At 66.1% G+C, this 14,469-nt stretch carries 12 protein-coding genes; 6 read left to right on the forward strand and 6 right to left on the reverse strand.

From position 1 onward, the window contains the following. Nucleotides 1-82 precede the first annotated feature (82 nt). Nucleotides 83-1,762 (forward strand): energy-dependent translational throttle protein EttA, encoded by a 1,680-nt coding sequence (ettA, locus tag ELEN_RS07210; RefSeq protein ID WP_009304412.1) that lies wholly within the window; start codon nucleotides 83-85, stop codon nucleotides 1,760-1,762. A gap of 59 nt (nucleotides 1,763-1,821) precedes the next feature. On the opposite strand, the gene ELEN_RS07215 is transcribed toward ettA, so the two are convergent. The 3 genes from ELEN_RS07215 to ELEN_RS07225 form a co-directional block, all read right to left on the reverse strand. After that, nucleotides 1,822-2,424: a putative ABC transporter permease gene (locus ELEN_RS07215; RefSeq protein ID WP_009304411.1), complete on the reverse strand. Its 603-nt coding sequence runs from the start codon at nucleotides 2,422-2,424 to the stop codon at nucleotides 1,822-1,824. Between the two features lie 15 nt (nucleotides 2,425-2,439). After that, a complete protein-coding gene (locus tag ELEN_RS07220) occupies nucleotides 2,440-3,543 on the reverse strand; it encodes a putative ABC transporter permease (protein WP_015760557.1) in 1,104 nt (367 codons plus the stop codon). A gap of 161 nt (nucleotides 3,544-3,704) precedes the next feature. Beyond that, nucleotides 3,705-4,148 (reverse strand): zinc ribbon domain-containing protein, encoded by a 444-nt coding sequence (locus tag ELEN_RS07225; RefSeq protein WP_009304409.1) that lies wholly within the window; start codon nucleotides 4,146-4,148, stop codon nucleotides 3,705-3,707. A 171-nt stretch (nucleotides 4,149-4,319) separates the two neighbouring features. On the opposite strand from ELEN_RS07225, the gene thrH reads away from it, so the two are divergent. Next, nucleotides 4,320-4,922 carry a bifunctional phosphoserine phosphatase/homoserine phosphotransferase ThrH gene (gene thrH, locus ELEN_RS07230; RefSeq protein ID WP_015760558.1) on the forward strand — a complete coding sequence of 201 codons (603 nt, stop codon included), beginning with the start codon at nucleotides 4,320-4,322 and terminating at the stop codon, nucleotides 4,920-4,922. On the opposite strand, the gene ELEN_RS07235 is transcribed toward thrH, so the two are convergent. Next, nucleotides 4,919-5,566: a TetR/AcrR family transcriptional regulator gene (locus tag ELEN_RS07235; protein ID WP_015760559.1), complete on the reverse strand. Its 648-nt coding sequence runs from the start codon at nucleotides 5,564-5,566 to the stop codon at nucleotides 4,919-4,921. The genes thrH and ELEN_RS07235 overlap by 4 nt on opposite strands. A gap of 140 nt (nucleotides 5,567-5,706) precedes the next feature. On the opposite strand from ELEN_RS07235, the gene ELEN_RS07240 reads away from it, so the two are divergent. The 3 genes from ELEN_RS07240 (at nucleotide 5,707) to brnQ (ending at nucleotide 9,845) form a co-directional block, all read left to right on the forward strand. Further along, the gene (locus ELEN_RS07240; RefSeq protein WP_015760560.1) at nucleotides 5,707-7,131 is read left to right on the forward strand and encodes a YhgE/Pip domain-containing protein; all 1,425 of its coding nucleotides are present in this window, start codon (nucleotides 5,707-5,709) and stop codon (nucleotides 7,129-7,131) included. Between the two features lie 589 nt (nucleotides 7,132-7,720). Next, complete coding sequence (locus tag ELEN_RS07245) at nucleotides 7,721-8,512, forward strand: rhomboid family intramembrane serine protease (protein WP_015760561.1); 792 nt, start codon at nucleotides 7,721-7,723, stop codon at nucleotides 8,510-8,512. Next, on the forward strand, nucleotides 8,505-9,845 hold the full coding sequence (brnQ, locus tag ELEN_RS07250) for a branched-chain amino acid transport system II carrier protein (protein ID WP_015760562.1): 1,341 nt from the start codon (nucleotides 8,505-8,507) through the stop codon (nucleotides 9,843-9,845). Before ELEN_RS07245 ends, brnQ begins: the two co-directional genes overlap by 8 nt. 31 nt (nucleotides 9,846-9,876) lie before the next feature. On the opposite strand, the gene ELEN_RS07255 is transcribed toward brnQ, so the two are convergent. Together ELEN_RS07255 and ELEN_RS07260 are read right to left on the reverse strand one after the other, a co-directional pair. Next, nucleotides 9,877-10,995: a putative NPN-dependent ornithine cyclodeaminase gene (locus ELEN_RS07255; RefSeq protein WP_009304402.1), complete on the reverse strand. Its 1,119-nt coding sequence runs from the start codon at nucleotides 10,993-10,995 to the stop codon at nucleotides 9,877-9,879. Nucleotides 10,996-11,122: 127 nt separating this feature from the next. Further along, the gene (locus ELEN_RS07260) at nucleotides 11,123-11,593 is read right to left on the reverse strand and encodes a hypothetical protein (RefSeq protein ID WP_015760563.1); all 471 of its coding nucleotides are present in this window, start codon (nucleotides 11,591-11,593) and stop codon (nucleotides 11,123-11,125) included. A gap of 216 nt (nucleotides 11,594-11,809) precedes the next feature. Between ELEN_RS07260 and ELEN_RS07265 the strand changes: the two genes are divergently transcribed. Then, a complete protein-coding gene (locus tag ELEN_RS07265) occupies nucleotides 11,810-14,419 on the forward strand; it encodes a DEAD/DEAH box helicase (protein WP_015760564.1) in 2,610 nt (869 codons plus the stop codon). Nucleotides 14,420-14,469: the final 50 nt, after the last annotated feature.

Genomic DNA, 14,469 nt, shown 5'->3' on the forward strand with positions numbered 1-14,469 from the left:
AACCTGCCGCCGCGCCCGCTTCCCCGCGGACGCGGTGTATGAGACAATAGAGCGAACTTCCCGGAAAACAGAGGAGCATCACGTGGCGGAATTCATCTACCAAATGTATCAGGCGCGCAAGGCGCACGGCGAGAAGGTCATTCTCGACGACGTGACCCTGTCGTTCTACCCCGGCGCGAAGATCGGCGTCGTGGGACCCAACGGCATGGGCAAGTCGACGCTGCTCAAGATCATGGCGGGCCTCGAAGAGGTGTCGAACGGCGACGCGCGCCTCACGCCCGGCTACACGGTGGGCATCCTGCAGCAGGAGCCGCCTCTGGACGACGACAAGACCGTCATCGAGAACATCGAGATGGCGTTCGGCGAGGTGAAGGCCAAGATCGACCGCTTCAACAAGATCGGCGAGGAGATGGCCGAGCCCGACGCCGACTTCGACGCGCTCATGGCCGAGATGGGCGAGCTGCAAGACGCCATCGACGCGGCGAACGGGTGGGATCTCGACAGCCAGCTGTCGCAGGCCATGGACGCGCTGCAGTGCCCCGACCCCGACATGCCGGTGAACGTGCTATCCGGCGGCGAGCGCCGTCGCGTGGCGCTGTGCAAGCTGCTGCTGGAGGCGCCCGACCTGCTGCTGCTCGACGAGCCCACCAACCACCTGGACGCCGAGTCGGTGCTGTGGCTGGAGCAGTTCCTGCGCACCTACCCCGGCGCGGTGCTGGCCGTCACGCACGACCGCTACTTCCTGGACAACGTGGCCGAGTGGATCTGCGAGGTGGACCGCGGCAGCCTCTTCCCGTACAAGGGCAACTACTCCACCTACCTCGAGACGAAGGCCGCGCGCCTGGAGGGCCAGGGCCAGCGCGAGGAGAAGCTGGCGAAGCGCCTGCGCTCGGAACTGGAGTGGGTGCGATCCAGCCCCAAGGCGCGCCAGGCCAAGAGCAAGGCCCGCATCGAGCGCTACGAGCAGATGGCGGCCGAGGCACGCTCGTTCGAGAAGGCCAGCGTGTCGGACATCACCATCCCCGTGCCGCCGCGCCTGGGCGCGAAGGTCATCGAGGCCAAGCACATCAGGAAGGCGTTCGGCGACCGCGTGCTCATCGACGACTTGTCGTTCACGCTGCCCCAGGGCGGCATCGTGGGCGTGATCGGCCCGAACGGCGTGGGCAAGTCCACGCTGTTCAAAGCCATCGTGGGCTTGGAGCCCCTGTCGGGCGGCGAGCTTGAGATCGGCGAGTCGGTGAGCATCTCCTACGTCGACCAGAACCGCGAGGGCATCGACCCGAACAAGAAGCTGTGGGAGGTCGTCTCCGACGGCCTGGACTACATGAAGGTGGGCGACACCGAGATTCCCAGTCGCGCCTACGTGGCCAGCTTCGGCTTCAAGGGGCCCGACCAGCAGAAGCCGGCCGGCGTGCTGTCGGGCGGCGAGCGCAACCGCCTGAACCTGGCGCTGACGCTCAAGCAGGGCGGCAACCTCCTGCTGCTCGACGAGCCTACGAACGACCTCGACGTCGAGACGCTGGAAAGCCTGGAGGAGGCGCTGCTGGCATTTCCCGGCTGCGTCGTGGTGACCAGCCATGACCGCTGGTTCCTCGACCGCATCGCCACGCACATCCTGGCGTGGGAGGGCACCGACGAGAACCCGGGCAACTGGCACTGGTTCGAGGGCAACTTCGACGACTACCAGAAGAACCGCGTCGAGCGCCTGGGCGAGGAGGCCGCGCGTCCGCACCGCATCCACCGCAAGCTCACCCGCGACTAGCAGATACGCGACATGCATTCGAGGCCCCGGAGCTGAACGGCATCGGGGCCTCGCCGCGTTCAGGCGAACTTGACGGCGCAAAGGACGACGAACCCGATGACGACGACAGCTGCCAAAAGGTTCATCACGCGCAGCGGGAGCTTCCCGAGGGCTTTCTGGCACAGCGGGTAGACGATCCATGTGTACAGCATGGCCACGGCCGCCAGCGCGAGGTCGTTTACGAGCCATGCCTGGCCGAGGATGTTGAACGGCAGCTGCGAGTTGTCCCACAACGGGTATTCGCCGGCGGCGTTCGGCTGGTTCAGCATGAACCCCATGGCCAGTTCCATGAGCATGCACACGACCACGGTGACGGCGAAGAACTGGATCCCGGCGCTGACGAGGGTGGCGCGCCGGGCGACCAGCGCCGTCTTGAGCGGCATCAGCACGAGCGCGCAGACGACGACGCCCACGCCGTACACGAGAAACGGGTACATCGGGTCGTCCCACACAAGCGAATCGGCATCGACGATGCCGAATACGTTCATGAACGAGCAGTAGACGATCTCCATCCAATGTCCCAGCACGCTGAACACGCAGAAGTACACGGCCAGGTTCCGCCAGAACGCGAAGGAGCCGGGCTCGTAGCCGTACCGCTCGTCTTCTTTGGAGAGAATGGGCATGGACGCTGGGTCGTCCTAGCCGGCCGCTTCAGAATCGTAGCTGGACGAGAGCTCGATCGAGGTTGCGTCCGAGGAGCCGGCATCGTCGGCGTCGTCGAGGTCGGGAAGCGCCACGTTCACGTAGTACAGGAAGATCAGGATGCAGAAGCCGACGGTCACGGCTATGAAGGCGATGTTCATGCCGTCCCGGGGGACCTTGCTCAGCAGCTGCTCGAGCGCCGGGTAGATCACCCAGGTCATGAGCGTGGCCACCACGCCGAAGGCGATGGCGTTCTGCAGACACACCTGGCCCATGAAGTTGCAGAACATATCGGAGTAGTCCCATAAGGGCAGCTTGCCGTCAGGGCCGGGCTGGTTGACCATGAGGCCCATGACCAGTTCGATGGTCGTGCAGACGAGCGCGTTAACGACGAAGCTGATGAGCAAGGGCACCACGCGGCTGCGGATGCGCTTTTCAAGGAAGTTCTTGACGGGGTACAGCAGAAGCACGCACGCCACGGCTCCGAATCCGTACACGATGAAGGGGTAGAGCCAATCCGACCAGATCTGGGAGTTCGGGTCGTAGGTGCCGGGTATCATTCCGAAGCGGATGAGCGTGCAATAGGCCGCCTCCATCCAGTGTCCCACCACGCTGAACACGCAGAAGTAAATGATGATGTTGCGCCAGAACGCCCAGGTCCGAGGCTGGTAGCAGTCCAGGTCCTTCGCGAGCTCGCGTTGTTTGACCTCTGCGTCGAAGGGCTGCGTCAGCACGGCTTTCGCGCGTCTCGACGTGAGGAAGTACGCGAGCAGTATAAGGTCGGGCGTGCACGAGAACAGCTGGCCGACAAGGCTGAAGTGACCGGTCGCGATGTTGAAGGCGGTTCCGATGAAGATGTTGAACAAGCTGAACCCGATGATGAAATGGCGCGCCAGGCGTTTGCGCTGCCAGATGAGCCAGAAGCTGATGCTGTCGAATATCAGGTTGACGAAATCGAGGATGTTCGAGAATTCCAGCTCGTAGCTGCCTTTGATCAGGAACGCCAACAGCGAGATGGTGACGATGACGTTGAATGCAAAGAAGAACTGGAGGACCCGCATGAAGCCGAGCTTCTTCGGGTTGCTGAAGTCTTTCGCCATGGGCTGCGGCTCCAATCACGCTCGACGGATCTATGCTTGCGGCGCGCGTCCCCGATGGCGTTGCGCGCACAGTTCGTCCAGTATATCTCGGCAGACCGGCGGAAGGCGCGTTCGGAAAGGCAGATGCCGCGTTCGCTTCGCAGAACGCAGCGTTCGTGCCGCTACCAGCGTTTGAGCGTGGGGAGCAGGGCGCCCATGAACGAAACGGCTTCGTCGCGCGTGATGTGGCACGACTCGGCCATGAATGGGGCGCAGCGCTCGATCAGCTCCTCGAGCGTCTCGTCTTCCAGAAACGCGCCGTTCGCATAGCACCACGAGCAGTAGTCGGCCGACAGAGAGCCGTCCGCCTCGGTGCCATGATCCTTCTCCTGGTAGAACGGCATGCCGCAGCTTTGGCAGTAGGCGCCGTCGGGCATCTCCAAAAGCAGGGCGACGGGCACATCGCAGGTGGCGGCGATGAGCTTGCACATGTCGATGCCAGGCGTGGTCTCCCCGTTCTCCCAGCGCGATACGGCCTGGCGGGTGACGTAAAGCTTGCGCGCTAGGTCTTCCTGAGTGAGGTTGCGCTCCTTGCGGATGCGGACGAGCACGTCTCCGATGGCCATGGGGGTCCTTTCGTCGTTGGCTTGCGCAACCATTGAACCACGGCGTCGGCCCCGCCGTAAAGAAACAAAGCGTTGCGGGATGCGCTGCGCGGCGGTTGCGGGTATGATGGCATGGCGTTGCTGCAAGCCTGTTGCGAGATGCCGCGTGCGCGGCCGAAGGGAGACGACACGATGTACATCACCTGCCTGGACCTGGAAGGCGTGCTGGTGCCCGAGATCTGGATCGCGTTCGCCGAGGAGAGCGGCATTCCGGAGCTGACGCGCACGACTCGTGACGAGCCCGACTACGGCAAGCTCATGGACTTCCGTCTGGACATCCTGCGCCAGCATGGCCTGGGCCTCAAGGAGATCCAGGAGACCATCGCGCGCATCGACCCCTTGCCGGGGGCGAAGGACTTCCTCGACGAGCTGCGCGCCACGACCCAGGCCGTCATCATCAGCGACACGTTCACCCAGTTCGCCCAGCCCCTCATGGCGAAGCTGGGCTGGCCGGCGCTGTTCTGCAACGAGCTGGAGGTGGCTGACGACGGCACCATCGCGGGCTTTCGCATGCGCTGCCCCGAATCGAAGCTGACCACCGTGCGCGCGCTGCAGTCCTGCGGCTTCGACACCATCGCGGCGGGCGACAGCCACAACGACCTGGGGATGATCAGAGCCAGCAAGGCGGGCTTCCTGTTCCGCAGCCCCGATTCCATCAAGGCCGAGAACACCGATCTGCCCGCGTTCGAGGAATACGACGACCTGCTCGCCGCCGTCAAGCAGGCTATGGCTTAACTGCGTTCGCCGTCGCCTGCGGCATCGGCGTTTTCGCGCAGGTGCTCGTCGGCGGCGGCGCGCAGCGTCGCCACGACGTTCGACGAAGCGCTCGTGGCGACGCCCGAGCTCAGTATGGCCTGGAGCGGGTTCGCGTGGTCGCCGCGGCAGGCTTCGTCGCTCATGATCTCGACGAGGCCGCCCAAGGTGAACCTCACTACCACCATGGCTTCGCTGCTCAAACGCGTTTCATCGACATGGAACAGGTCGAACCAGGTATGCATGACCAGGTTCTTCAGCGTGGCCACAAGCTCGCTCGATCCGTTCTTGCCGACGACCAGAAGGGCACGGTCGATCCGCTTTTTCAGGTCGGGGTTGCGCAGCAAGGCGTTCGCCTCGATCTCGTCGATGCCTTTCGAAGGCCCTCCGTTCATCAGCAACATGCGCGCCATCTCGCGCGGGAGCATGCTGTCCAGCGCCTGCGCGGCAAGCGCGCCCAAGCCGTCGAAATGGTAGTAGAACGCGTTCTTGTTGACCTGCGCCCGCTTGGCGATCTCGCCGACGGTGATCTGGGCGTACGGTTTCTCGGCGAGGATCTCCCAGAACGCCTCCTCCATGCGCTCGACGGCGGTGGGGCCTTCCTGGTCTTTACGCGGGCGCGCCATGTCTTCTCCTCGAAACTAGTCAACAGGAACAATATTCACCATTTTTATTAGACGTTGCGACCAATAAAATTGCCTCTTGAGAATAAATCAAGCTGCGGGCGCGGTCAAGCGCCGGCGACGCATTCGGAAGGAGGCTCCCGGTGTTCGAGAAACTCGGGAAAGCGAAGTACGTAGTGCCGCTGCTCATCGGCATCGTGGCGGCATGCGTCATGTCCGTCATGTTCTACCCGATGGCGAATATGGAGATGAAGGGGCTGCCGTTCGCGGTTCTGTCGCTCGACGAGGGCGTGGAGACGCCGCAGGGCGATATGAACGTGGGCGATACCCTGGTCGAGAACATCACGTCCGCGACGGCTGCGGAGGACGGCGAGGAATCACCCATCGCCTGGACGAAGGTGGGCAGCCAGAAAGAGCTGGACGAAGCTCTCGAGAACGGCGAATACTACGGCGCGATCATCGTTCCCGCTGATTTCAGCGCCCAGCAGATGGCGGTCAAGCAGGCTGAGACGAAGGCCTCGCTCGCGCAAGCCCAGGCTTTGATGGCCGCGCAGGCGCAGGCCCAGGCCGCTGCGGCGGCCCAAGCAGCCGCAGCCGGCGGCGAAGCTGCCGCAGGTGGCGACCAGGCTGCGGCCATGGCTGCTGCCGCCGCAGGCGGGGAGGCTGCGGGTGGCGACCAGGCTGCAGCGATGGCTGCCGCCGCTGCGGCGCAGGGAGGGGATGCGGCGGCGGCCGCGCAAGGCGATGCGGCTCAGGCCGCTGCTTTGGCCGCCGCCGCGCAAGACGACGGGGCTTCCGAGGCTGAGGAAGTGGAGGCTCCGGCTCTCAAGGTGCTCATCGACAAGGCGAAGAGCCCGCTCGTGGCCAGCCAGATGGGCGCGAGCATCCCCTCGATGTTCCAGCAGATGGGCGTCGACGTGGACGTGGAGACCATTCACGAAGGGTCGGCTTCCGATGGCGATGGAGCGGCGGCCAATCCCATGTCCGGCATGGTGTCGCTGCAGCTTGCCATCATGCCGCTGTTCATGGTGTCGATAATGACGGGTCTGTTCCTCAGCCGCATCTTCGGAAAGAAGACGGATGCGACGAGCGCGGAGCGCTGGAAGTCCATCGGGATCCAGGCGGCTTACGCGGTCGTGGCCTCGCTGATCGTCAGCCTGTGCGCGTTCTGCATGCTGCTGTGGATCGCCGGTATCGAGGCTCCCATGGACGCCATCGTACCGTTCATGTGGCTTGCCAGCTTCTGCGTGATGCTCGTGTTCATCGGCGCGTTCAACATCTCCACGGCGCTTGGCGGCCTGCTTGCGCTCGTCGGGTTCGCGTTGGGCATGATGACGGGCACGTTCCCCTTCGAGGCTCTGCCGGCGTTCTGGCAGGATTGGGTGTACCCGTGGGCCCCGCAGCGCTTCATGAGCGAGGGCATCCGCGCCATCCTGTATCTGGACGCGGGCGCCTGGAACGCAGGGAGCCTGCCGCTCCTGATCGTGGGCGCGGTCGGCGCGATGCTGACCTGCATCGCCGCTCTCGTGCCGGGCAAGAAGGACAAGAGCGAGACGGTCGCCGCCTAGGCGGAGAAACCGCTTGGCGTTGCACGTGGGGGGGCGGGCTTCGGCTCGCCCCCTTTCCTTTTGTCGCGCGGTTCGCGCCCAACCTCGCTCTTTCGGCTGTCTCGGCGACGCCTCGCTGCAGGGGTTCGCAAGACGATGTGCAGCGAAATCGCCGGTTTGGCAGTCCTCGGCGGCCTTCGACCGCGCTCGACGCTCCTTCCCGAGCATTGGCGAGGCGTAATCCCAGGTGGCGTTCCGTCGCCACCCCGGGATGCGCCGTCCGATCGAGCCGGGACTGCCAAACCGGCGCTTTCGCTGCACGCAAGGCGTCGAAACCGTGCGTTCGCGGCGAAGAAGGCGGCTGGGCGACGGCTTCAGGTGACGGTTCTGGCGCGTTGGGAACCAGAAGGCGGCGCACGTCGGTGCGTGTCATCCCTCCTTTGCCCGCGCCTCCGCCATGTCGAAGCGATCCTTTCAGGCGCATCCTCGGCCCGCAGCGCAGCCTTTCCGCTTTCGGGAGGAATGGACGTGAAGTGCAGAATCATCGACCGGCTCTATCCTCGTGGTAGTATGTTCCGACTTTCGATATACGACGTTCGAGGAGAAAGACGTGCCATACAAGGTGAACGAGCCGGTGGAACCGCAACAAAGGGCGGTCATCGATGACGACCAGCTGAAACGGATGATGGCGGACAGCCAGCCGAGCTTCTTCGAGCGCAACCGTTATCGGCTGGTCACGCTCGCGCTCATCGCGATCAACGTCGCCGTGTTCGCGCTCGAGGCGGTGCTGTCCGGCATGCGCATCGACATTTCCACGCGCACCCTCGTGGACATGGGCGCGATGTACGCGCCGCTTGTCCAGTCGCCGGCCGACCTGTACCGCTTCGTCACGCCGATGTTCCTTCATATGGACCTCATGCACCTCGGTTTCAACATGGTGGCGCTGTACAGCGTGGGCGAGGTGTTGGAGCGCACCCTGGGCAAGGGAAGCTATCTTGCGCTGTACTTCATCGCGGGAATAACGGGCAATGCGGTGTCCTATGCGGCCGATGTGCTGCTCGGCGGCGGCTCCGCGGTGAGCGCCGGAGCTTCGACCAGCGTGTTCGGCCTGTTCGTGGCCGTGGCGCTGTTAGCCGTGCTGCATAAGGGGAACCGTTCGCTCTTCACGCAGTACAGCAAGGGCATGTTGGGGGTCATCGCCGTGAACGTGGCGTACACGCTGCTCGTGCCGAATATCTCCGTGAGCGGGCATCTGGGAGGGGCGCTTGGCGGGCTCGTCGCCATGTTCATGATCCCGGCAGCCAGCCTGCGCGTGCCGAATCCCGTGCGCGTCGTCGTGGCCGTGCTGTGGGTGGCGGCGCTCGTGTGGCTGCTCGTTTCGCAAGGGGTGCTCGGTGTCTAGCGGGCGGCGCGCAGTCGCGCTGCGGCCGGGTCAGCTGCTGGCCGTGGGCGGCATGCTGTTCTCGATGTTCTTCGGTGCGGGCAACCTCATCCTGCCCCCGCTTCTGGGATTGCAGGCGGGTGATCAGGCGATCCCCGCCATGACGGGTTTCTTGATCGCGGGTATCGGCTTGCCGGTGCTCGGCATCGTGGCGGTGGCCGTGTGCGGCGGCGTGCGCGAGCTGGCCGGGCGCGTGAGCCCGCTGTTCGCCTCGGTGTTCATCGCGCTCATGTACCTGACCATCGGGCCGTTTCTCGCCATTCCGCGCACGTCTTCGACCGCCTTCGAGATGCTGAGGCCCCTGCTGCCCGTAACCGATGCGGCTGGCCTGGGCGTCGCAACGGCGGCGTTCTCCGTCGCGTTCTTCGGCGTGGCGTTCGCGCTGGCGCTGCGACCCGGGCTGTTGTCGCGCGTGCTGGGGCGTTTCTCTGCGCCCGCCCTCATCCTGCTCATCGTGTTGGTGGTCGGCGCCTCCGTGCTGGGCGGCGCGCCCGCGCCGACGGCTCCGCAGCCGCCCTATGACGCGAGCCCGCTGTCGAACGGTTTTCTCACGGGGTACCAGACCATGGACTTGCTGGCGGCGCTGTGCTTCGGCATCGTGGTGGCTGCGAACGTTCGCGAGCTGGGCGTGAGCGACCCGAAGCGCGTGGCGGGCTCCATTTCGGGCGCGGGCCTCATCGCCGGAGCGCTCATGATGGCCATCTACTGCGGGCTGGCGTTCGTGGGCTCGGCGATGGGCTCGACGATGCCCGACGCGGCCAACGGCGCTTCCATCCTCGCGGCGTCGGCCAGCGCGCATTTCGGCCCGGCGGGTACGGTCATCGTGGCGGCCATCTTCCTGCTGGCTTGCCTCAACGTATGCACGGGGCTCATCTCGTGCTGCTCGGAGTACTTCTCCGAGGCTTTTCCGCGTATCCCGCTTCCGGCGTGGGCGGCGGCGTTCGCCGCGTTCAGCTGCGCGGTGTCGCTGGTGGGGCTCGATGCCATCCTCGCATTTTCCGCACCGCTTCTGGGCGCGCTCTATCCGCCGGCCATCGTGCTGGTGGTCATGGGCCTCGCGCACGGGCGCTGCGACCGGCTGCCGCGCATGTGGCCCTGCGCCGTGCTGGCGACGGCGGCGTTCAGCGTGGCCGTGGGCCTGCGCGACGCGTTCGCGCCGGGCGCGTGGCTGCCCCTCGATGCGCTTCCGCTTGCCGACGCGGGCCTCGGATGGCTTGTGGTCGCCATCGCGGGCGCGGCGGCGGGCGCGATATGGTCGCTCGCTGAGCGCAGGCGGCGCGCGCGACGGGCGTGAGCGCCCGACTCCGGATTCGTGGCGGTTTTTCCTACAACCCCAGGCCCTTCGCCACGTTGGCGATGAAGTCCTGGACGTTCGTCACGATGCCGCGCGAGGCCAGAGAGCCGCGGTCGATGAGCTTGTTCACCGCGAACTCGGCGATGTCCACGCAGTAGAAGTACACCTGGCGCACGGTGCCGTCCGCGAGCACGCGGTACGATGGCGTCATGTTGCCCGTGGCGATGGTGTGCAGCATGGTGGCCATGCACACGACCGTGGTGGCTTTGCGCAGGTGGGAGCGCATGGCGTCCTGCGCATCGTAGGCGTTGCCCAGCACGCACGGAAGCGGGCCGTCGTCGCGGATGGAGCCGGCCAGCACGTAGGGCACGCCCTTCTTCTCCAACGCGTGCATGATGCCGCCCGACACCTGCTCCTCCTCGATGAACCGGCCGATGGAGCCGTACAGCCGCACGCGGTTGATGGTGTCCAGGTGGTTGTAGTGGCCGAGCGGGCGGTTCTCCTGCGTCTCGATGTCCTGGCCGAGCGCCGTGTGGAAGTAAGAGCCCTCCAGATCGTGCGTGGCCAGCGCGTTTCCGGCGAACACCGCGTCGACGTAGCCCGCCTCGATGATCTTGGAGAACGCCGTGCGCGAGAAGCCGTTGAACGAGAACGCCGGCCCCATCACCCACACGACGTAGCCGTGTTCGCGCTCGTGCTTCAGCAGCTCGTAGAGCTCGTCGTACTCGCGGGAGAACGCCGTCTCGCGCGAGCGCCCCAAGCGGAAGGCGAAGTTGTCGGCGTGGCGCCCTGCGTCGGCCAGCTCGCCTTCGCCGTCCGGCGCGGGGTCGAACCCGGTCGTGTGGACGTAGATGCCCTGCTCTCCCGACTCGGTGCGCCCGCACACGATGGCATCTCCCGCGCGGATGTGGCGGAACTCGCGCACGAAGATGCGTCCGTCCTCGCAGACGGGAACGCAGTCCATGCGGCTGTCTTCCGCGAGCAGCCATGCGCCGTCGATCTTGAAGTACTCGGGGTAGATGCTCATCGCGTGGTAGCCTTCTGGCGCCACGCCGTCTTTCGGCGCCGGCAGCAGCACGGCGTCGGGCGCGCCGGCCAGCGGCTCGCGGTGGAAGTCGGGAGCGGTGTAGGGGTTCAATGCGAAGCTCATGGGCTGCCTTCTCTCCAAGGCCGGCTGAGGACGTCCGGCTACTTTCGTTCGCATGCGATTATACACGGCGACGAGGCGAAGGCTTCGGAGGACTCGCCCGCATCGCGGGCTTCGCGCGCCGGCGAGTCTACAGCAGCTTGGCCAGCTTGTCGATGGCCGCGTTGCACGAGTGCCCCTGCACCAAGCCGACCTTCGCGGTGAAGGCTGTGAGCTCGATGCGCGCGCCGCCGCCCGTGGACACGAGTTCGGCGACGACGACGGCGGGGTTCGCGACGATGCCCTTGTTGAAGTAGGCGACGTAGGGGTTGCCCGTCGGAGCCTCGTGCAGCGTGATCAGGCTTTTGCGGATCTGCGCCGCCGCGCTGCGCAGCCTGTCGTAGGCTTCGTTGCCGGAGCGGCCCAGCTCCACGACGCGCGTCTCGGTGCGCAGCTTGGCCATCTTGGCATACGCTGCCGAGGAGTCGCCCATGCCGATGCCGCCCGCGACGGCTTCCAGCGGGTCGCCGCTCATGATGCCGTCGAGCACGGCCAACGGGTTCGCTCCGGCTTTCGCCTGGCCTTTCGCCAGGATGTTCCTGATCTCGTTCGTCGCTTGCATGGGCGGCTCCTCTCCTCGCGTTCCGAATGCGCCCATCATAGCTGGAGGATCCACACCGAAAGGACACCAAAGACGCAGCCGCGATCTGCCATCCCGAGCGAGCGAAGCGTCCTGCAGCGCGGCGTGTTCTTTTCCCGTTCGCGGCCGTCCGAAGGCGGCGGTTGCGGGTAGAATGGAACCTTATCGTCATCCCTGATTTCTGGAGGTCGTTCCCGCATGGTCGAGCGCGCAGCAGAAGAAACGTCGGAACCCGAGGACGCGGCTTTCGCGCACGGGTCGCTGGGGCGGCTCGCGCCCGCGTGGTGGGAGCCTGCCGAGGGTGAGCCGGAGCCCGAGCCGTGGCTTTCGCCCGACGCGGCGCTCGACCGCTTCCTCGACTGGACGACCGCGCGCGGCATCGAGCTGTGGTCCCACCAGGAGGAGGCGCTCATGGACCTCATGGTGGGCGACCACGTGATCCTCGGCACGCCCACGGGCTCGGGCAAGTCGCTCGTGGCGCTGGGGATGCAGTTCATGGCGCTGGCCACGGGGAAGCGCTCGTACTACACGGCGCCCATCAAGGCGCTGGTCAGTGAGAAGTTCTTCAACCTCGTGGAGGTGCTCGGCCGCGAGAACGTGGGCATGATCACGGGCGACGCGCACATCAACGCCGAGGCGCCCGTCATCTGCTGCACGGCCGAGATCCTGGCCAACCAGGCGCTGCGCGAGGGCGAGGCCGCCGACGTGGGCTGCGTGGCCATGGACGAATTCCACTTCTACGGCGACGCCGATCGCGGCTGGGCGTGGCAGGTGCCGCTGCTCACGCTGCCGAAGACGCAGTTCCTCCTCATGAGCGCCACGCTGGGCGACGTCAGCGCCATCGCGGCGTCGCTCAAGGAGCGCACGGGCACGGACGTGGACGTCGTCGCCGACGCGCCGCGCCCGGTGCCGCTGTCGTACGAGTACGTGGAGATGCCGCTCGAGGGCACGGTGGAGCTGGCCCTGCGCAAGGGCGAGGCGCCGCTGTACCTCGTGCACTTCTCGCAGGACGCGGCGCTGGCTACCGCGCAGGCACTGTCGAGCTACGGCGTGGCCTCCAAGGAGCAGCGCGAGCTCGTCAAGGACGCCGTGAAGGGTACGCGCTTCACCACGGCGTTCGGCAAGACGCTCAAGCGCCTGCTGGCGAGCGGCGTGGGCGTGCACCACGCGGGCATGCTGCCGCGCTACCGACTGCTCGTGGAGAAGCTGGCCCAGCAGGGCCTCCTGCCCGTCATCTGCGGCACCGACACGCTGGGCGTGGGCATCAACGTGCCCATCCACACCGTGGTGCTCACGCAGCTCACGAAGTTCGACGGCTACAAGATGCGCCGCCTGCGCGCTCGCGAGTTCCATCAGATCGTGGGCCGCGCGGGGCGCTCGGGCTTCGACACCGAGGGCATGGTGATCGCCGAGGCACCCGAGCACGACATCGAGAACGCGAAGCTCATGGCGAAGGCGGGCGACGACCCGAAGAAGATCCGCAAGGTCAAGAAGAAGCAGCCGCCCGAGGGCTTCGTCACCTGGAACAAGCAGACCTTCGAGCGCCTCATCGCGGCGGTGCCCGAGACGTTGAAGCCGCGCATGAAGATCACCCATTCCATGGTGCTGTCCGAGGTCGTGCAGGGTGGCGACGCGTACGGCCGCGTGCGCAAGCTCATCGACGACTCGGCTCAGACCGACGAGGAGAAGCGGGCGCTCGTCGTGCGCACGGACGAGATATTCGACACGCTGACCAGCGCCGACGTCATCGAGCAGGTGGAGGGCGAAGGGGGCGTCGTCGAGTACGCATGCACGGTGGACCTGCCGGAGGACTTCGCGCTCGACCAGCCGCTGTCGCCGTTTCTGCTGGCGGCGCTGGAGCTTTTGGACCCGGAGAGCGACTCGTTCGCCCTCGACGTCATCTCCATGGCCGAGGCAACGCTGGAGAACCCGCGGCAGGTGCTGCGCGCGCAGGAGCGCGCCGCGCGCGACAAGGCCATGCAGGATATGAAGGCCGACGGCGTCGAGTACGAGGAGCGCCTGGAGCGTCTCGCCGAGATCACGTACCCGCGCCCGTTGGAGGAGCTGCTGGACGCGGCGTTCGAGCGCTACTGCCAGGAGGTGCCGTGGGCGCGCGACTTCCAGCTGGAGCCGAAGTCGGTGCTGCGCGACATGCTGGAGAGTGCGTCGGACTTCAAGGGCTACGTGCAGCGCTACGGCATCGCGCGCTCGGAGGGGACGCTTCTGCGCTACTTGTCCGACGCCTACCGCGTGCTCGATCGCACGGTGCCGGCGGACAAGCGCGACGAGCGGTTGGCGGACGTCATCGCGTGGCTCGGCTTCGTGGTGCGCTCGGTGGACTCGAGCCTCGTGGACGAGTGGGAGAGCGCGGGCGCGGCCGTGGACGTCGCGCCGCCGACGGCGGGCGACGTCGTGGTGCACGACCGTCGCGGCCTGACCGTGCTCGTGCGCAACGCGCTGTTCCAGCGCGTGCGGCTGGCCTCGCAGGGACGTGCGGCCGAGCTGGGCAGGCTCGATGCGGAATGGGGCTGCGGCGAGCCGCGCTGGCAGCGTGCCCTCGACGCGTACTTCGAGGCGCACGGGCAGATCGCCATCGACGCCGACGCGCGCTCCGCAGCCTTCCTTTCCATCGACGAAGCTGACGAGCAGGCCGAGCACGTGTGGCATGTGCGCCAGATATTCAGCGATCCCGAGGGCGACCACGATTTCGCCATCCAGGCCGACGTCGACCTCGACGCTACCCAGGAAGAGGGCGAGGCCGTGTTCAAAAACTTCCGCGTGGGTTTCTTCGAGGAGCTGGGCGAATGAAGGCGCGTCGATAGATGCCTCTGGATGAGCGCGATTTCCCTGCAGGGCTC

The organism is Eggerthella lenta DSM 2243, from assembly GCF_000024265.1.
GTDB lineage: Bacteria > Actinomycetota > Coriobacteriia > Coriobacteriales > Eggerthellaceae > Eggerthella > Eggerthella lenta.

Coding starts and splice junctions, on each gene's coding strand:
- ELEN_RS07215 (WP_009304411.1), bottom strand. CDS start 2,424: ATGCCCATTCTCTCCAAAGAAGACGAGCGGTACGGCTACGAGCCCGGC.
- ELEN_RS07220 (WP_015760557.1), bottom strand. CDS start 3,543: ATGGCGAAAGACTTCAGCAACCCGAAGAAGCTCGGCTTCATGCGGGTC.
- ELEN_RS07225 (WP_009304409.1), bottom strand. CDS start 4,148: ATGGCCATCGGAGACGTGCTCGTCCGCATCCGCAAGGAGCGCAACCTC.
- thrH (WP_015760558.1), top strand. CDS start 4,320: ATGTACATCACCTGCCTGGACCTGGAAGGCGTGCTGGTGCCCGAGATC.
- ELEN_RS07235 (WP_015760559.1), bottom strand. CDS start 5,566: ATGGCGCGCCCGCGTAAAGACCAGGAAGGCCCCACCGCCGTCGAGCGC.
- ELEN_RS07255 (WP_009304402.1), bottom strand. CDS start 10,995: ATGAGCTTCGCATTGAACCCCTACACCGCTCCCGACTTCCACCGCGAG.
- ELEN_RS07260 (WP_015760563.1), bottom strand. CDS start 11,593: ATGCAAGCGACGAACGAGATCAGGAACATCCTGGCGAAAGGCCAGGCG.
- ELEN_RS07265 (WP_015760564.1), top strand. CDS start 11,810: ATGGTCGAGCGCGCAGCAGAAGAAACGTCGGAACCCGAGGACGCGGCT.